The 18439-nt window shown below is 71.7% G+C and carries 14 protein-coding genes and 1 pseudogene; 6 read left to right on the plus strand and 9 right to left on the minus strand.

Annotation, left to right across the window (positions count from 1 at the left end):
- The first annotated feature begins 68 nt into the window (after window positions 1–68).
- Window positions 69–1109 (plus strand): LacI family DNA-binding transcriptional regulator, encoded by a 1041-nt coding sequence (locus ACZ4O3_RS33405; RefSeq protein WP_467725812.1) that lies wholly within the window; start codon window positions 69–71, stop codon window positions 1107–1109.
- 107 nt (window positions 1110–1216) lie between these two features.
- Here ACZ4O3_RS33405 and ACZ4O3_RS33410 read toward each other — a convergent pair whose 3' ends face one another.
- Window positions 1217–1585, minus strand: a complete 369-nt coding sequence (locus ACZ4O3_RS33410) for a hypothetical protein (protein ID WP_384994198.1) — start codon at window positions 1583–1585, stop codon at window positions 1217–1219.
- A gap of 402 nt (window positions 1586–1987) precedes the next feature.
- Between ACZ4O3_RS33410 and ACZ4O3_RS33415 the strand changes: the two genes are divergently transcribed.
- From ACZ4O3_RS33415 to ACZ4O3_RS33430, 4 genes are all read left to right on the plus strand, one after another.
- Window positions 1988–3694 (plus strand): MFS transporter, encoded by a 1707-nt coding sequence (locus ACZ4O3_RS33415; protein ID WP_467725814.1) that lies wholly within the window; start codon window positions 1988–1990, stop codon window positions 3692–3694.
- 205 nt (window positions 3695–3899) lie between these two features.
- Window positions 3900–5993, plus strand: coding sequence for an NAD-dependent DNA ligase LigA (gene ligA, locus ACZ4O3_RS33420; protein WP_467725816.1), 2094 nt, complete (start codon window positions 3900–3902; stop codon window positions 5991–5993).
- Window positions 5994–6230: 237 nt separating this feature from the next.
- Window positions 6231–9251 (plus strand): glycosyl hydrolase, encoded by a 3021-nt coding sequence (locus tag ACZ4O3_RS33425; protein ID WP_467725817.1) that lies wholly within the window; start codon window positions 6231–6233, stop codon window positions 9249–9251.
- Between the two features lie 86 nt (window positions 9252–9337).
- A complete protein-coding gene (locus ACZ4O3_RS33430) occupies window positions 9338–10015 on the plus strand; it encodes an alpha/beta fold hydrolase (protein WP_467725819.1) in 678 nt (225 codons plus the stop codon).
- Window positions 10016–10037: 22 nt separating this feature from the next.
- Here ACZ4O3_RS33430 and ACZ4O3_RS33435 read toward each other — a convergent pair whose 3' ends face one another.
- Together ACZ4O3_RS33435 and ACZ4O3_RS33440 are read right to left on the minus strand one after the other, a co-directional pair.
- Window positions 10038–11066, minus strand: coding sequence for a S66 family peptidase (locus ACZ4O3_RS33435; RefSeq protein ID WP_467725821.1), 1029 nt, complete (start codon window positions 11064–11066; stop codon window positions 10038–10040).
- 61 nt (window positions 11067–11127) lie between these two features.
- Window positions 11128–11778 carry an NAD(P)-dependent oxidoreductase gene (locus ACZ4O3_RS33440; protein ID WP_467725822.1) on the minus strand — a complete coding sequence of 217 codons (651 nt, stop codon included), beginning with the start codon at window positions 11776–11778 and terminating at the stop codon, window positions 11128–11130.
- Between the two features lie 210 nt (window positions 11779–11988).
- Between ACZ4O3_RS33440 and ACZ4O3_RS33445 the strand changes: the two genes are divergently transcribed.
- On the plus strand, window positions 11989–12414 hold the full coding sequence (locus tag ACZ4O3_RS33445) for a DUF6233 domain-containing protein (RefSeq protein WP_467725824.1): 426 nt from the start codon (window positions 11989–11991) through the stop codon (window positions 12412–12414).
- Between the two features lie 40 nt (window positions 12415–12454).
- Here ACZ4O3_RS33445 and ACZ4O3_RS33450 read toward each other — a convergent pair whose 3' ends face one another.
- The 6 genes and pseudogenes from ACZ4O3_RS33450 to ACZ4O3_RS33475 all read right to left on the minus strand — a co-directional run bounded on the left by ACZ4O3_RS33450 (window position 12455) and on the right by ACZ4O3_RS33475 (window position 18422).
- On the minus strand, window positions 12455–12829 hold the full coding sequence (locus ACZ4O3_RS33450; RefSeq protein ID WP_467725826.1) for an STAS domain-containing protein: 375 nt from the start codon (window positions 12827–12829) through the stop codon (window positions 12455–12457).
- Window positions 12830–12998: 169 nt separating this feature from the next.
- A pseudogene (locus ACZ4O3_RS33455) lies at window positions 12999–13425 on the minus strand (lamin tail domain-containing protein).
- Window positions 13426–13837: 412 nt separating this feature from the next.
- Window positions 13838–15292 (minus strand): WGR domain-containing protein, encoded by a 1455-nt coding sequence (locus ACZ4O3_RS33460; RefSeq protein ID WP_467725827.1) that lies wholly within the window; start codon window positions 15290–15292, stop codon window positions 13838–13840.
- Window positions 15293–15422: 130 nt separating this feature from the next.
- Window positions 15423–16130 carry a beta-glucanase gene (locus ACZ4O3_RS33465; RefSeq protein WP_467725828.1) on the minus strand — a complete coding sequence of 236 codons (708 nt, stop codon included), beginning with the start codon at window positions 16128–16130 and terminating at the stop codon, window positions 15423–15425.
- Window positions 16131–16443: 313 nt separating this feature from the next.
- Window positions 16444–16980 (minus strand): hypothetical protein, encoded by a 537-nt coding sequence (locus ACZ4O3_RS33470; protein WP_362716395.1) that lies wholly within the window; start codon window positions 16978–16980, stop codon window positions 16444–16446.
- A gap of 62 nt (window positions 16981–17042) precedes the next feature.
- Window positions 17043–18422 carry a S8/S53 family peptidase gene (locus ACZ4O3_RS33475; protein ID WP_362716393.1) on the minus strand — a complete coding sequence of 460 codons (1380 nt, stop codon included), beginning with the start codon at window positions 18420–18422 and terminating at the stop codon, window positions 17043–17045.
- Window positions 18423–18439 lie beyond the last annotated feature (17 nt).

An 18439-nucleotide genomic window follows, 5' to 3' on the forward strand; every position in this document is an offset into this window, starting at 1 on the left:
CCGGAGCGGCGACCCCGCTCCGGGAGAGCGCTCTATTGCGAGATTCGCAGGTCCGTTAGGGTGCCTGCATGAGCAGACGGGCCCCGACGCTGGAGGACGTCGCCCGGGAGGCCGGTGTCTCCCGGGCGACCGTTTCCCGCGTCGTCAACGGCATCCGGAACGTGGATCCGGAGATACAGGAGGTGGTCCGCGGGGCCATCGAGCGGACGGGTTACGCGCCCAACCGGGCCGCCCGTTCCCTGGTGATCCGGCGGGCCGAGACCGTCGCCCTGGTGGTGTCCGGCGCCGGCGACACCACGGACGCCGGCCAGAACGCGTTCGCCACCTCGGTGTTCGCGGACCCCTTCTTCGGACGGGTCGTCAGCGGGATCGTCGGCTTCCTGCGCCCTCGCTCGATGCACCCCGTCCTCATGTTCGCGGAGTCCGCCCAGGCCCGGGAGGAGGTGCTGACCTACCTGCGCCAGGGCCGTGCCGACGGCGCCCTCGTGGTCTCCACCCACGCGGACGACCCGCTGCCCGCCCTCATCGCCGACGCCCGGCTTCCGGCGGTGCTCTTCGCCCGCCCCTCCCATCCGGTCCGGCTCAGCTACGTGGACCTGGCGCACCGGGACGGCGGACGCCTCGCCGCGGAGCACCTGCTCGCGCGCGGCTGCCGCCGGCCCGCCACGGTCTGCGGCCCCCTGGACGTGGCGGCGAGCCAGGAGCGGCTCGCCGGGTTCCGTGACGCGCTGGCCCGCCACGGCCACCCCTGTGTTCCGGTCGCCGAGGGCGGGTTCACCCTGGACAGCGGTCTCGCGGCCATGTCGGACCTGCTGGCCCGCCACCCCGACACGGACGGTGTGTTCGCCGCCAACGACCTCATGGCGCAGGGCGCCTGCCAGGTCGTACGGGAGCACGGACGGCGGGTGCCCGAGGACGTCGCGGTCGTCGGCTTCGACGACTCCGGCATCGCCGTGACCTGCCGGCCCCGGCTGACCACGATCCGCCAGCCGGTCGAGGAGATGGCGGCGGAGATGGCCCGCCTGCTCGACGAGCACATCCACGGCGTACGCACCGAAGCGACGTCGGTCATCTTCGACCCGGAACTGGTGGTGCGCGACTCGGCCTAGCGCCGGGTGGAGGCGGACGGGTGTCGGGCGTGGTCGGGCCGTCGGCCGACGACTCGTCCGGTCCGGGAACCCTGCCACCGGCGCAGTGATCCGCCGGACCGCACGCGCTACTCGTCGAGGAACCGGTACGCCTCGCCCAGGGCCCGGATCACCACGGTGCCGTCGCGGACCTGCCACTCACTCATGCCGTCGACCTCGTGGCTGACGACGAAGAGACCGGTGATCAGGTCGTTGTCGTCGTCGGAGGCAGGAATACGCGCCACGCTCCGCAACCGCTCCAGAAACCAGTCGACGGACTGAGCACGCATCTGGGCCCCGAAGAAGACCCAGTTGACGAAGTTGTACTGCCGCGGGGGAAAGGCCCAGCCACCGCTGTACGTCCGGTCAGGATCGTCCGATCCGACGATCTCCCTGACCTGGGCGAGTTGCCGGTCATCGCACTGCAGCCAACCCCTGGCGTCGACGAAGACACCCACGACGACCACTCCCCCCGCGTTCCACACGCCGTCCGGGCCGGCCGTCCGCCCCGTCGGCACGATAGAGGCGACCGGATCGTTCGAGCAATGCGTTTCGGCCCGCGCGGGAGAACCGCACGATCCTTCGCGGCGGCCGGCGGCGCGCTCCGGCGCCGCGTCCGGGCCGTCGCCCGCGGGCACCACCTCGCCTTGGGCGCCCAGTTGCCGACCTCGGCCGGCCGCGCGTCGAAAGGCGGCTCCGGTGGCCCCGCGACGCCCCTGGCGCATGACCTCGTGCAGACCCCCTAGGCGTACCGACCAGTCGGTACTACCCTCTGGCCACGCTCTCGGAGCCGGGCCGCCGCAGTGCCCGTCGCACCGACGCGAAACGCCCGGTTTCCGGGTATCCCTGGGAGGAGCCGCATGTCCGCTGCCACGACACCGTCCGACGCCGACAGACCCGCGCCCGATGTCCCCTCCGCGGACACCCGCGGCCCGATGGCCCGGCTGTACCGCCGCGAACTGACGGACTACCCGCCCACCGGCCGCCGCATGGCCTACCTCGCGATCGTGGTCGTCACCACGGTCGTCCTGTACTACATGCTGTACATCCAGTACGCGGTGGCGACGTCGATCATCACGCACTTCGACATGACGTACCGCTACTTCATCTGGGTCTCGGTGATCGGCAACGCGGTCGGGGCCTTCGCCTCGCTGGTGGCGGGCCTGGCGGACCGCTGGGGCCGGGCGAATCTGGTGGTCTACGGGCTCCTGGTCGCCGCGCTCCTGGTCTTCTTCGGGCTGCCGAACGCGGCGCACGAGACCACCTATCTGGTGCTCTTCGCGCTCGTCAGCTTCATCGAGGGCATCGTGCTGGTCGCGACCCCCGCACTGATCAGGGACTTCTCCCCGCAGCTCGGCCGGGCCACCGCGATGGGGTACTGGACGATGGGCCCGGTCATCGGCTCCCTGGTGGTCACCACCGTCACGAGCAACACCCTCGACAGCGCCACCTGGCAGGACGAACTGCGCTATTCGGCGATCGCCGGGTTCGTCGTCTTCGTCGTCGCGGTCTTCGCGCTGCGCGAGCTGTCCCCGGCGCTGCGCGACCAGATCATGGTGACGCTGCGGGACCGGGCGCTAGTCGAGGCACGCGCCAAGGGGCTGGACACCGAGGCGCTGCGCCGCGGCGAGTGGCGGCAGATGATGCGCCTGGACGTACTGGGCTCGGCCTTCGCCATCGCCGTGTTCCTGCTGCTGTACTACGCGGCGGTCGGCAACTTCGTCGTCTACTTCTCGACCGTGTTCGGCTACAGCGAGCAGCGCACCAACGCGCTGGCCAACTGGTACTGGGGGGCGAACGCCATCGCCCTGGTCCTGGTCGGCCTGCTCTCGGACCGGCTGAAGGTGCGCAAGCCCTTCATGATCGTCGGCGCGGTCGGCTCGATCGTGGTGACCGCGGTCTTCGCCACCCGCGCCACCCACCTGACGACCGGCTACTACACCTTCGCGTGGCTGTTCATCGGCATCGGCGTCTTCAGCGGCATCGCCTACGCGCCCTGGATGGCGAGCTTCACCGAGACGGTGGAGAAGCACAACCCGGCGGCCACCGCGGCGGGTCTGGCGGTGTGGGGCTGGACCGTGCGCATCGTGGTCGCCGTCTCCGCCGCCTTCATCCCGGTGCTCGTCACCTCCGTGACCCCCCTCGTGGAGCACGGTGCCGAGGTCAAGGCCGCCTCGGCGCAGGCCGCGCCCGCGCTGGCCGTCGTCAACGCGCACCCGGAGCTCTTCGCCGAGATGAACAGGTACCCGCCGGGCAAGGTGCCGCCCGCGCTGGGCGCCCGCGCCGTCCAGGAGGTCGGCGCGGAGAACCTCGCCGTCGTGAAGAAGGCGGGGCCGCAGCTGAAGCTGTTGCAGGAGTACGGCGCCAAGGTCGAGAAGGCGTCGAAGGACGGCCCCGGCGAATGGCGCACCTGGTGGTGGATCTGCGTCGGCGGCCAGGTGCTCTTCCTGCCCTTCGTCTTCGTGATGGCGGGTCGCTGGAGCCCCAGGAAGGCGCGCATGGACGCCGAGGCGCACGAAGCCGCCGTCAACCGCGAACTGGCCGCGCTCGCCACCGCCGAGGAGTGACAGGACGCTGGACCCGGCACCGGCCGCCCCGTACGGGGCGGCCGGGATCACCCGGCAGGAGCCGCCCGGTGGATGAGGCACGGATCGCGCCGGGGCGCCTCGCGAACCGCGCCCTGGCCTCGATGACGGACGACCGAAACACCCTGTTTGGTCCATGAAGAGGAGGAACGTCGCGTTGTCAGTGGCGGACGGCAGTATGCACGTCATGACAACACCTGCAGCACAGATCGTGGATGCCGTCGCCTACGCGCGGGCGGTCCAGGAGGCCGTCGGGGCGGCCGCCGCGTACTACGCGGGCGGCACGTCGCCGCTGGACGACGACGCCTACGACCGGCTGGTGCGCTCGATCGCCGGGTACGAGGCCGGACACCCCGAGCAGGTGCTGCCCGACTCCCCCACCGGGAAGGTGGCCGGCGGCGCGGTGGAGGGCGATGTCCCGCACACGGTGGCGATGCTGAGCCTGGACAACGTGTTCGCCGCTTCGGAGTTCACCACCTGGACCGAATCGCTGGCCCGTCGGATCGGGCGCGAGGTCACCCGCTTCCACGTCGGCCCGAAGCTGGACGGCCTCGCGATCGCCGCCCGCTACACCGACGGCCGCCTCACCCGGCTGATCACCCGCGGGGACGGGACGGCCGGGGAGGACGTCTCGCACGCGATCGGCATCGTCGAGGGGCTGCCCGAGCGGCTGGCCGAGCCCGTCACCGTGGAGGTGCGCGGCGAAGTCCTGATGACGACAGCCCAGTTCGAGTACGCCAACGAGGTGCGCACCGAGCACGGTGGGCTGCCGTTCGCCAATCCGCGCAACGCGGCGGCGGGCACGCTCAGGGCCAGGGAGCGCCTCTACACGGTGCCGATGACGTTCTTCGGCTACGGGCTGCTGCCCCTGCCCGGCACCGACCCGGAGCTCGCCGACCGGCTGACCGCGTCCGCGCACAGCGACCTGATGCACCTGGTCGCCGAGCTCGGCGTGCACACCAGCGCCCGCACCGCCGTCCCGGACTCCGTCGCCGAGTCCGTGGCGGAGGTCCTGGCCCGGGTGCAGGACATCGCCGCGGTCCGGGCCGGCCTGCCGTTCGCGATCGACGGCATCGTCGTCAAGGCCGAACTCGCCGCCGACCGGCGGGCCGCGGGCTCCGGCTCGCGCGCGCCCCGATGGGCGATCGCCTACAAACTCCCGGCCGTGGAGAAGATCACCCGGCTGCTGGCGGTCGAGTGGAACGTCGGCCGCACCGGCGTCATCGCCCCGCGCGGCGTCCTGGAACCGGTCGTCATCGACGGTTCCACCATCACCTACGCCACCCTGCACAACCCGTCCGACATCACCCGTCGCGACCTGCGCCTGGGTGACCAGGTCATGGTCCACCGCGCCGGCGACGTCATCCCCCGCATCCAGGCCCCCGCCGCCCACCTGCGCACCGGCGACGAACAACCCATCGCCTTCCCCGAGACCTGCCCGCGCTGCGGATCCGGCATCGACAGAAGCCAGGAACGCTGGCGGTGCACGCAGGGCCGCAACTGCCACCTGGTCGCCTCGCTCTCCTACGCCGCCGGCCGCGACCAGCTCGACATCGAAGGCCTCGGCCACACCCGCGTCGTCCAGCTCGTCGACACCGGGCTCGTCACCGACCTCGCCGACCTGTTCACCCTCACCCGCGAACAGCTCCTCGGCCTGGACCGGATGGGTGCCACCAGCACCGACAACCTCCTCGCCGCCATCGCCAGGGCCACACGGCAGCCGCTGTCACGCGTCCTGTGCGCGCTCGGGGTACGCGGCACCGGCCGCTCCATGTCCCGGCGCATCGCCCGCCACTTCGCCACCATGGACAACATCCGTGCCGCGGACGCCGAAGCGATGCAGCAGGTCGACGGCATCGGCGTGGAGAAGGCCCCCTCGATCGTCGCCGAACTGGCCGAACTCGCCCCGCTCATCGACAGACTCGCCGCCGCGGGCGTCAGCATGAGCGAACCCGGCGCCACTCCGCCCGCGCCCGCCGATGCCGCGGACTCCGACCACGCGGCACCCGCGGCGGCCGCGACGGAGGCGGGCCCGCTGGCCGGGATGGCCGTGGTCGTCACCGGCGCGATGACCGGAGTCCTGGAGAAGCTCTCCCGCAACGAGATGAACGAACTGATCGAACGGGCCGGAGGGCGTTCCGCCTCCAGCGTGTCCAAAAAAACCGCCCTCGTCGTCGCCGGTGCGGGCGCGGGCTCCAAGCGGGCCAAGGCCGAACAGCTCGGCATCCGGCTCGCCACACCCGACGAGTTCGCCGCGCTCGTCTCCGCCCTCCTGAGCTGAACCGTCGATCACCGATGGGGCCCGGCCGGCGCCGGGCCCCGTGGCGGCGGTGCCACGGTCGGCGCGGTGCGAAGGTCAGGTGCGACGCGGCGAGCCTCGTTCACTCGCCTGAATCGTTGTCACACCTATTGACCCCACTTCGGAGCCCGGATTACGGTTCCCGAGCCCACCGTGATTGAAACGATTCAATCTCTGGGCCTGTCCGTGATCGCCCTTGGGACGACTTGGGGTTGAACCATGCACGAATCCTCCGCTCAGCGCGCCGGGACCACCCGCCGGACGGTGCTCGCGGCCGGTCTGTCCGCCGGTGCTCTCGCGGCTCTCGGCCCGGCGGCGGACGCCGTCGCCGCCCCCGGCGGGGCGGTCGCCACGGGCGCCTCGCCCTCCGCGGACTGGTTCGCCGCACCGGCTCGGTCGGTGCGGCCGAAGTTCCGCTGGTGGTGGCCGGACGGACTGGTGGATCCGGCCGAAGCCGCCCGGGAGATCGACCAGATGGCCGACGCGGGCTTCGGCGGCGCCGAGATCGCCGCCGTGCACCACAGCATCACCGACACCTCCGTGCTGGACACCGCCCACCACGGCTGGGGCAGTGCCCCCTGGCGGGAGGGCGTCAAGGCCGCACTGCGCCAGGCGGCCCGGCGCGGCCTGACCGTCGACCTCACCCTCGGCCCGAGCTGGCCCGTCGCCGTACCGGGGGTCACCCCCGACGACGACGCGGCCGCCAAGGAACTCGCCTACGGCAGAGTCACGTTGACGGGCGGCACCACCTACGACGGCCCGGTGCCCGCCTCGGTCTACGGTCCCGCCTCCGGGGTCACCGCGCAGAAACTGTTCGCGGTGCAGGCCGCCCGGGTCAACACCGCGTACTCCAGCGGCAAGGCGACCGGCCTGGACGCCGACAGCGTCACCGACCTGAGCGCCCTGGTCGTCGACGGCCGGCTGGCCTGGACCCCGCCCGACTCCGCGACCTGGGTGATCCTCTCCTACTGGCAGCGGGGCTCGGGACAGCAGCCCGAGGCGGGACCGCACTCCTCCCCCGCCGCGTATGTCGTCGACCACTTCAGCGCGCCCGGCACCGCGGCCGTCACCCGCTACTGGGACCACGAGATCCTCGACGCCACGCTGCGCCGACTGCTCGGATCGGCGGGCGGCGCCTTCTTCGAGGACTCCGTGGAACTCGAGTCCAGCGGCCTGCAGTGGACGCCCGGCCTGCCCGGCGCGTTCCGCCGGCACACCGGCCGGGACCTGTCGCCGTACCTGCCGGCCGTCGTCCTCGACAAGGGCAACCTGATCTTCGCCTTCGAAGCCCGGCTCACCCAGGAGATCCGCCACGACTTCTGGGAGACGGTCTCGAACCTCTTCGACGAGCACCACCTGGGCGCCCTGAAGGACTGGGCGCACGGCCACGGCATGCGGCTGCGCTCGCAGCCCTACGGCCTGCAGACCGACGCGATCGCCTCCGCGGCCCTCCTGGACATCCCCGAGGGCGAATCACTCGGCTTCAAGAACCTCGACGACTACCGCTGCCTCGCCGGCGGCCGGGACATGGCCGGCCACCGCATCCTGTCCTGCGAGGCCGGCGCGTACGCGGGCGGTGCCTACAACACCACCTGGGACAAGTTCCTGCGCACCATGGGCGGCGCGTACGCGGCGGGCGTCAACCAGACCGTGATCCACGGGTTCTCCTACGCGACCGCGCCGGGCGTCGGCTGGCCCGGGTTCGCCGCGTTCAGTCCGTACAGTGGTGCACCCGGATACGGCGAGTCATGGGGGCCGCGCCAGCCCACCTGGCGGCACGTCCCGGACATCGCCGGCTATCTCGGCCGGGTCCACCGGGTGCTCCAGTCCGGCACCGTCCGCGCCGACGTCGCCGTCTTCCGGCAGACCGGCTACAGCGCGACCGGCATCGGCGCGTCCTGGCTGACCTCGACCGGTGTGCCGCTCGGCTGGACCCACCAGTTCCTCAGCGGACCGCTGCTCGACCTGCCCTCGGCCCGGGTGTCCGGCAGACGCCTCGCGCCGGACGGGCCCGCCTACAAGGCCCTCTTCCTGGAAGGCGACTTCTTCTACGGCTCCAGCCCGACGCTGGCCGTCGCCGACGCCCGCAGGCTGCTCGCGTTCGCCCGCGCGGGACTGCCCACCGTGCTGTTCGGCGCCTTCGACCAGGCTCTCACGCCGGGCCTTCCCGACGACGGCGAGACCGCCGAAGTGCGGTCGCTCACCGCGCGGTTGCTGGCCCTTCCGAACGTCCGCCAGGTCACCGACAAGACCCTGGTCGGTGCGGCCTTCGAGGACCTCGGGGTGACGTCCGACGTCTCCTACAGCGTCTCCTCGACACTCCTCAACGCGCACCGCGCGACCGACGAAGCCGACTTCTACTACTTCTGCAACGGCAAGCACGCCGAGACCGTCAAGCCGGCGGTGGCCGCCATCGACCACGACGTGACGGTGCACAGCACCGCGCGCTCCGGTTCCGGCACCGTCCCCTACCTCCTGGACCCCTGGACCGGCCGCGTCACGCGGCTCGCCGAGTACGCCCAGGACGACGACGCGTTCACCTTCCGGGTGACCCTCCAGCCCGGTGAGACCCTGATGGTCGCGCTGGCGCGGCCCGCCCTGTTCGGGGACCGGACCGGTGCCCGTCCGCACGCGGTCGCCACCGACGCGGACAGCGTGCGCTTCGCGGACGGCTCGCTGACCGTGCGCGCGACGACGGCCGGCACGTACACCACCACCCTGTCCGACGGCCGCACGGTCACCGCGAGGATTCCCGAGGTACCGGTGCCTCTCACCCTCGACCAGTGGACCCTGTCCGTCGACGACTGGCGGCCCGGCCCCGACGCCGACAGCACCGAGACCGTCGGACACACCCTCCCGCTGGACGGGCTGCTGCCCTGGTCGCAGATCCCGGAGCTGGCCGACGTCGGCGGCATCGGCCGCTACCGGACGACCGTCACGCTGCCGAGGACGTGGTCGTCCTCGACGGGCGCCCTGCTGCGGCTGGGGAGCGTCACCGACACCTGCCGGGTCACCGTCAACGGCGTCCGGCTGGACCCGGTCGACCGCCTCAACCCCGTGGCCGACCTCGGCGGCCACCTCCGCGCGGGCTCCAACACGCTCGAAGTCGAGGTCGCCGTCCCGCTGTTCAACCGCCTGCGGGTCAGCAACCCCACGGTGTTCGGAACCGCGACACGCCAGGCCTACGGCCTCGTCGGCCCGGTCCGACTCGTCCCCTACGCCGAGCAGACCGTGTCGTGAACAAGCCGGGGACAGGGGCCGCGGGCGCTCGGTAGCCGTACCCGCCGGCTGAACTCCCCGGATTCCGCCTGGCCTACGATGTCGCGGTGAAGTTCGTGATGGTGCCGGGGGGCTGGCAAGGCGGGTGGGTGTTCGACTCGGTGGCCGCCGAGTTGAACCGAGACGGTCACCAGGTCGAGGCGGTGACCCTGTCGGGATTGGAGTTGGACGGTCCGGTCGATGTGGACCGTCCGCCCAATCTCGACACTCACATCGACCAGGTGGCCGAGATCGTGGAGAGCAGCGACGGCGCGCCGCTCGCTCTGTGCGGACACAGTTACGGCGGGATGGTGATCGCCGGTGTCGCGGACCGGCTCGGCGACCGCCTCGACCAGCTCGTCTTCATCGACGCCTACGTTCCGGAGGACGGGGATTCGTGCTGGTCTTTGACCAGCGACGGTTTTCGGGAGTTGTTCGTGGCCGGCGCGCGCGGCGACGGCCGGTGGGTCGCGGTTCCCGACGGGCTCGACCCTCGCGCGCGACCGCACCCCATGGCGAGCTTCGTCCAGTCGGTCAGCCTGGGAGGCGACCCCGGCCATGCGCTCGGCCGGACGTTCATCAGTGGTGGCGCATGGGCGGGCAGCCCGTTCGTGACCCTGACGGAACGGCTCCGGGAGGACTCGGACTGGCAAGTCCACGAGATTCCCGTCGGCCACAACATCGCCCGCCGCGACCCGCACGGCCTCGCCGCGGTTCTCCGCGACTTGCCGCCGGGCTCCGCCTGATCCACAGCCGGTCGCCCCGGCGTCAGTCCAGGGTCTGCGTCAGTTCGCTCCGGCCGGGTGTGTGAACGAGACGGCCGTACGCCCCGTTGACGATCGGCATGTAGGGCGGGACGTGGCCGCACTCGATGTCGGCGACGATCGGCACGTTCAGGGAGCCGAGCGCGTCGAGGACGGCCTCGTGCTGGCTGAGGGAACGGTTACCGGGTGCGTGGGTCCGGCCGACGAGCACCGCGTTCGCGTGGTCGAAGAACCCGGCGAGCCTCATGCCATGCAGGTTCCGGCAGATGGTGAAGGCATCGTCGCCGGCCGCCTCCACGTACACGAGGAGCCCGTCCGGTGACTCCTCGAGGGCGAAGGCCGAGACGTCCAGGCAGGCCGTCCCGGTGAGATTGCACAGTGTCTCGATGCAGCCGCCGATCAGCCTCCCCTCGGCCTCGACGTCACCGCTCCCGTCGAGCCGGGTCCAGGCACCCGCGGAGTCGAGCGTGTACTCGCGTACGTCGGGGAAGGCCGCGAAGTCGTCGAAACCGCTGCTCCGGTGGCGACCGGGCGGGGTCTGGGTGAACCGGTGCCCCGGGGGCGCCGCGACGATGTCGAGCCACGGCCGCAGTCCGTCGGGCACTCGGTAGGGCGTGTCCATGAGGTTGTTGCCATGGAGGGTCGCCGTCCGGGTGAGCAGGGTCATCGGCGTGATCAGGGTCGACATGTCGGAGAATCCGACCAGCCAGGTGGGCTCGGCCTCCCGCAGCCTGTCCCAGTCGAGCAGCGGCAGGAGGTCGATCGCGGTCTCCCCGCCCCACGGCGGGACGACGGCTTTGACGGTGGGGTCGGTCAGCATCGCCATCAGTTCGCCCGCGCGCTCGGCGGCCGACGCACTGACGTGCCCGGAGCCGTCCATGCACCGGCCGACGACGACCTCGTACCCGCGGTCCCGGACGTGCCGGACGGCGACATCGAGACGCGCACGGAGTTCGGTCGGGACCCCGCTCGACGGCGAGGTGACACCGACACGGTCACCGGGACGCAGCGGGGACGGGTAGCGAATGGCCATGCGCCGGATTCTGGCACGGTGCCCTGCCCGTGCGGCACCGAGTTCCCCGCGCCCCGAACGGTCAGTAGCCGACGGTGAAACGCTCACCGATGTGCTGTGGCCGTTCGATCTCGTCGAGCAGGGCCACCGCGTAGTCCTCCGCGGAGATGCGGCTGCTGCCGTCCTCGGCCACGATCAGGTCTTCGGTGGCGGTGCGGTAGGTGCCCGTGCGCTCGCCCGGTTCGATCGTCGCGGCAGGGCTGAGCGACGTCCACCTCACGTCGTCGACGGTGCGGCAGTAGTCCAGGGCGTCCCCGTGGGCGTGCATGATCTGAAGCAGGAACTCCGGCAGACCCTCCGCGTCCCAGACCTGCGAGCCGTCCGGGTTGCGCAGGGAACCGGCACCGCCGACCAGGATGAGCCGCGGTGCGCCGGCGCCCAGCGTGCGGATACCTGCGACGAGGGATTCGGCGCTGGGCTTGATGGTGGCGATGTGGCCCGGCCCGCCACCTCCGCCGACCGCGCTGACGACAGCACTCTGTCCCCCGGCATGCGCGGCGACGGACTCCGGGTCCAGAACGTCCCCGGTGACCACCGTCAGGCCGGCGTCGTCCCGGTCGATCTTCGCCGGGTCACGGACGACGGCGGTGACACTGTGGCCGCGACGGAGCGCCTCGTCCAGGATGCGGGATCCGAGGGTGCCGGTGGCACCGAACAGGGTGATCTTGGACATGCGAGTCTCCTGTTCCCGTTGGTCGTCACTGGGCCCGCAGACTAGTGAGATCACTTCGCTACAGGCCTGCCGCATCGGCTCGCCCCGGACGAACATGACCCCATCGGACGACACCGTCCGACCAGATGGGGAGCGGGACCGGTGACACGGACCCGCCGCCGGCCGCACGTCACACCTGGGTCGGGCGCCGGATCGTCTAGAATCGAACACATGAACGAGTTGCCGCCTGATCCTCCGCGCCTCCGGGCGATCCTGGCGCACCTCGACAAGCAGATCGCCGACACCGAGACCGTCGCCACCTACCTGCGTCTACAGCGCGGTGCCGTCCTGACCGCGATCTCCCGCACCGAACGCAAGGCGGTCCCACGCCCCGCGCCCCCCGCACCCCAGCGGCCCCCGGCCCCGGCCACCCGCCGCGACTCCGACGGCCGCCCGGCGACCCGCTACATCGTCGAACGGCCCACGAGCGCCTCGAAGACCGCGCTCGTCCACACCGGTGACTGCACCAAGGGGCTCACGGCCAGCCGTCCCATCGAGGCCGACGTCGCCCGCGAGGTGCTCACGAACGACCACAAGGGCTTCCAGGCCTGCGATGCCTGCCACCCGGACACCGAACTGGGCATCGGCACCGCATGACCGGTCAGGACCGGTGCCTCCTTGCCGCCCCGCGCGCCCGTCAACGGGCGACCGCGTCCTCCACGGTCGGGCGGACATCCAGGACGGTGTCCGCTCCCGTCAGTTCCAGGACCCTCGCCAGCGGCGGGGCGGGCCTGGCCACGCGGAGCACAGCCGTCCGGTTGAAGTGCAGCAGCAGGTTCAGGACGGTCGAGTCCGCGAAGGTGAGGCCGGCGGCGTCCAGCACCACCTTGTCGTGCGTCCGTGCTCCGGCCTCCAGCGCCGCCGCCAGGGCCGAGGCCGAATTCAGGTCGAAGGCGCCGAACACGGCGACCAGCCACGCGTCGCCGTGTTCGCACTGGACCACACGGGGCAGCGATCCCGCATGCGCCGTGGTCGGATCCTGCCGCCTGTCCTCGCCATCCGCGGAACTCATGCCGGTGAGTATGTCGTGAAGATCTCGCCCGCGCGAGAGAACGGCACCAGCTCGAAGAGACATGCGTCCGGCCCGTCACCACCGCGGAACGGAGTGACGGGCCGGGCTGGGTCAAAAGCACCGGGAGCGCCGGCGACCCCGGCTCAGGACCGGGTCGCCGACGGGTGGGTCAGTGGCGGTTGGGGGTGCTGTTGCGGTGGCCGCCGTTGTGGTGGCCGTGGCGGTGGCCCCAGCTGACCTGGTCGACGATGCGGGCATGGTCGTTGCGCAGGGTCGCGGTGTCGTTGTGGTCGTCCCAGGCGTAGCCGCGGCGGTCCTGGTAGACGTCGCGGGCGTTGTCGCGGCCCACCCCCGGTGTGGACGCGGACGGTGGCCCGTCCTTCCAGACGGACGTGGCGGAAGGTGTAGCGGCGGCCGTCCCTGCCGGTCAGGGTCCAGTGGTCCAGGATCACCGTCCGACGGGTGGCGTTGGTGATGTCCACCCACTCGTTGTTCAGGGAGCGGTTGGAGCGGTCGTCGCGTCCCGGGGAGTCGTACTGCACCCTGCTGATCACCACGTCGCCGTGCGGGCAGGCGACGGGAACGTCGCAGGCCACCCGGGATGCGTGGTGCGGGTCGGCGGCCGGTCGGCCGCACACCCACACCCTGCCCGCCGTGCGGAGGGAAGGTGAGGGGTACGCGAAGGTCACGACAGTTCCGTCATGTTCCTATGACTCTCCCCTGCAACCTCCATGTATGCGCCGAATGCGCGGTGTTGACGCCCACCCACCGCTCGATCCCCCACGGACTGCGGGCTTGCGCCCCACCCGCCGGCCCACCGCACCACCCCCACCACCCAGGCCGTCACCCGAAAGTGAGCAACAACGGGAGCGACCGGGCGGGGCCGGGACTTGGACGGTCGCGGTCGTCGGAAAGTCCGCACGGAAGCGAGAGCGGCGGGACGTTCGCGAAGTGGGCGGAACGTCCAGCGGGATGGTCATCCCGCCCGCCCTGAACCGGTACCTGTGGTCAGAGCAGTCGCCGGATGTCACCGCGCACCCGGTAGAAGCCGCCCGCCGCCGTGTGCAGGGAGTCCACGACGTAGCGGGCCCCGGGTTCGCGTATCGCGCGCGGGAACTGGACGTTCAGCGACTGGTCGAAGCCCTCCGACACGACGTGCACCCGGACCCGGCCCGACTCCTGGACGCACTCCACGACGATCGCCCCGGTCGGCGCCTGCGCGACGGTGGCCACCGCGCTCACGGTCGTGGCGGGCGCGTGGGCCGGCATCGCCGCGGCCAGCTTGACGTCCCGCGGCACCGGCACCGTGCCCCGCTGGGCCGCCGTCACGGCCGCTTCGCTCGCGTCCACGCAGACCAGCGAGCCGTCGGTGGTCACCAGGTAGAGCCGCTCGTCGTGGTACTGCATCGACAGCGCCGAGCCGTCGCCGGTGCCCAGCTTCCACAGCCGGGTGCCGTCCTGGTCGAAGCAGTAGACGGACGAGGACGCGTCACCGGCGAACACGAACCGCCCGCCGGGCGAGGTGGCGCACGAGTACACGGCGCTGTCGCAGGTGTACGTCGCCTCGATCGCGCCGGTCGCCTTCGAGAGCCGCTGGACCGCCTTGTGGGCGGTGCCCGCGTACACCACGTCGCCCTCCTGCCAGCCGAACAGCACCCCGCCCTTGGTGGGCGTGTGCCACAGCTCCCGGCCGCCGTCGGGGGCGTAGGCCGTGACGCCCCTGCTGTGGCCGTGGTAGACGGCATGTTCGTCGGCGCGGACCATCCAGGCCTGCTCGCCCTGGCTGCGGCGGGCCCACTGGTGCTCGTCCTCGTGGTCGATGACGGTGAGCCGGCCGTCGCGGTCGGAGACGTCCAGCACGCCCTCGTGGATGTCCAGCCAGAAGATGTCGACGTCCGCGGCGATGTCGTAGGCCACGAACGGCAGCTTCGAGGACAGGTCGTACACCTTGCCGTCGTCACAGCCCGCGTAGATCCAGAAGTCGTCGGCGACCAGGCACTTCACGCCGTCCGGGAGGCTGAAGCGGGCCAGCACGCCGCCCTCGTGGTCCAGGTTGTACACATCGCCCGACTGGTTGCCGACCCAGCAGCGGTCGTCGTCGACGTGGATGCCGAACGCGGCGGATCCGGTGCGGAAGCGCCACAGCACGGGCGCGGCGGAGCGCGCGGTGGAGGGGGCCGACGCGACCTGACGCCGGGTCACCGAGCGTGGCGCGCGCACTCCCCGCACGGCCGGGGCGTATCCCTTGCGGACCTTCTCGCCGACCTTCTTCGCGGCCGCGGCCCGTGCCTTGTCCACCGTCGCGAACGTCGTCGTCTGTGTCTGCCCCTCGGCGCCGATCCGGCCGTACCGCACCGTCACCACCAGGTCGGCGACGGACACCTCGTAGAACTTGTGCGCGGCGCCGTCTTCCTGGGACAGCTCCAGGTACGTCGTCGACACTGCCGCAGAACCGGTGGACATGGCAGACCAGACCCCTCCCGTTACGGATCCGCCGTTGATCCGGCGAATCCCACTGGTCAAACCGTAGTCGGCGGCACTGACAACGGCCTTCGTGCGCCCGCCCGGTACCGGCCCCGCTCGCTCGCGCCGTCTAGGCGCCCGTCCCGGCCCTCGCCTCGTCGTCGTGGGATTCCGCCGCGTGCGGGATCACGGGGCGGTGCACCGTCAGGTTCTCGACCCGGTAGGAGAGTTCGGTGGTCTTGGGGTCGGGGCGGGGGTGGTAACGGCCGGCGCAGACGGAGAGGTTGACGATGAGGTGCGCGTACCAGCCGGATCCGACACCCCGTCCGTCGGCGAAGACCTGGGTGCCGTTCAGCGCCCAGAGGACACTGCGCCGGCCGAAGGTCACCCCGAGGTCGACGGCCCCGCCCGGACGCACCGCCGGGTGGTGAAGGTAGGTGTGTCCCTGACCGACGTGGTTGGTGAACTCCAGCAGATCGGGGTTGTCGGGGTGGTACTCGAAGACGTCGACCTCGTTTCCGCCGTCCCGCCAGGTCCAGATCGCCGGCCAGGCGCCCAGCCCGGTGGGGAGGCGGACCCGCGCCCGGAGCTGGTCACCGGTGCGGACCGTGAAGCCCTCCTCGCTTCCCTCGGTGGTCAGCAGGCCGGTGTTCCACCAGCCGTCGGTCCTGCGGGTGGCGCGGAACGTGCCGGTGCGGCAGTAGGCCGCATCCGAGGTGAGGCAGTCCAGTTTGTTGTCGTCGGGGTTGGTGGGGCCGCCGCCGGGATAGGCCCAGGAGCGTCCGGCCACCCATTGCCGGGCGGAGGTGAAATCGGCCGTGAAGACGACGTCGCTCACGTGCGTGCTCCCTCGGTGGCGGACACGGCATCGGATGCCGCTGTGCTGCCCGGCCCGGCGGCCGGCCATGCGGTGGCCGCCGGTCCCCCGGTGATCCTCGCACCTGGGCGTGAAGGGGCAACCGTCCGCGTTCGAACCGCTTCACGGCATACGAACACGTTCTCCCGCCGGGCAGGCGACGGCCACCGCGGCTCACACGCCGGTGGGAGGACGTGGCCGGGATCGTACGCGGGGTCGTACGGTTCGGCGGCCCGGACCGTACGACCCCGGGGTCACCGGTGCCCGCGCGGTGTCACCCGCCCGCCCTCGGTGGTCAGCGCTCCTCCTCCTGGCCCAGACCGAGACCGGTCGACCAGGACGTGACGTACACGCCGCCCTTGTAGATGTCGGTCGTACCGGGGAAGAGGAAACTCGTCGCGCGGCTGCTGCCGTCGGGCATGGCGAGCTTCAATCCGCTGACCTGCACCTTGTTCTCCGGTGCGTCGGGGACCGAGTAGGCGATGGTCGTGTGCAGCGGCGAGTCGGAGCGCAGCACGAGGGTGCCGCCGCGGCCGTTGACGGTCACCGGGAGCTTGTGGGTCTCGTCCGGCGGCGAGCTGAAGGTGATCAGCGGGGTGTCGCTGAGGGTGCAGGTGATGCCGTCGTGTGCGAGGAGCGTCAGGTCGAAACTGCGGTGGCTGAGTCCGTAGGAGTAGCCGCCGAAGTAGAACGAGACGTTGTTGGTGGAGCACGGTTTGACGGATGGCTTGGCCGATGGCTTGGCGGGGCTGGCGCTCGCCATCGCGGAGCCGGCCAGGAGCATGGCGGACAGCGCCGCCGCGACGGCCGTGGCCCGAGTCCTTCGACGCATGGGGACGGGTCCTCTCGTTTCTCGTCGGTGGAAGCAGAATCGGTGGTGGCGGAAGAGGTGGGTCAGAACGCGCCCAGGCCGTGGGGCATGCCGATTCCGGTCAGCCCGTCCCAGCCCTTGCCGGCGTTGCACAGCGACGCGCTGGTCCCGGGATAGTCGGCGCACTGCCGGTAGTCCTCGTTGTTCCCGCCCGTGACGTCAGTGAAGTCGGACTGCGGGGCCTTGTAGAGGGTGTTGGGGCCCTGGACGGCGGCCAGGTGGCCGGCCCGGGCGTACAGGCCCGCTATGTAGGGCGCGGAGGCGCTCGTACCGCCCACGATGGTCCAGTCGTCGGGCTCGCCGCTGCTCGGCGCATAGGTGTCGTAGACGGCCAGACCGGTCGCCGGGTCGGCGTCCGCGGACACGTCGGCGGCGGCCCGGTGGTGACCGCAGGCGGCGGTGGCGGACTTCGGCTGCCCGGTGGCCGCGGCGAAGCGGGTCTCGCAGCCGCTGCCGGCGGCCCACCAGCCCGTCGCCGGAGCGTCGGCGGGCAGGGTGACACCACCGACCGCGGTCACCGAGGGCAGGTCGGACGGCCATGACTGGTGGATGCCGCCGTTGAAACCGGAATCTCCGGTGGACGCCGTGATCGCGACGCCCTTGTGCCGGAGAGCCTTCAGGTAGGCACCGCTCGTGTTGGTCACGTCCGCGGTGTACCCGTAACTGATGCTGATCGCCGAGGCTCCCTCGGCCACCGCCGTGTCGACCGCCTTGGCGAAGTCACCGGTGGACACGTCGTTGTCGTCCTCGCCGTCCTGCCAGGGCACGGAGATCTCCAGCAGGTGGCACGTGGGGCAGGCGGCGGAGGCCGCGTCGAGGTCGAGCGAGGTCTCCAGGGCGACGTCCTCCTCCAGTGCCGCCCCGGCCCCGCTCCTCTGCGGTGCCGGCTGCTTGCCACCGGTGTAGTTCTTCAAGGTCAGACAGCCGGACGCGGTGCCGCAGGCGGGCAGCCCGAAAGCGGCGCGGTAGGTGGCCAGATCGGAGGCCAGGGTGGCGTCCACACCCGCGTCGATGATCGCGATGGTGGCGGTGCTCTTCGACTTCGCGGGCAGGCCGTAGGCCTTGGCGAGGTCGCTCGGACCGTAACCGGCGGGCGCGGAGGCGCGCAGCGGGGTGGCGCTGCCGGTCTTCACCGTGACGACCTGGGCCGCGCACCGCGGACATACGCTGCGCACGCCGTGCGCGGCCAGCAGGGACCCGGACCGCACCTCCTGACGCAGCCGCACCACCGGGTCGCCGCCGTCGGTTACGGCGGCCGTCCGGGCGGTCCCGGCGTCGGCCGTCGGCGCCGCGGCCACGGCGTGGGAGGAGGTCAGAGCTCCGACCAACAGGGCGGAGACCACGGTCAGGACGGCAAGCCCCCCGGCCGTCCGGCGCCTCCCGCCGACCGCCCCCGCGGCCAAGCGCAGGACGGTGCGTC

The sequence above is a fragment of the Streptomyces sp. NPDC026515 genome, from assembly GCF_055567595.1.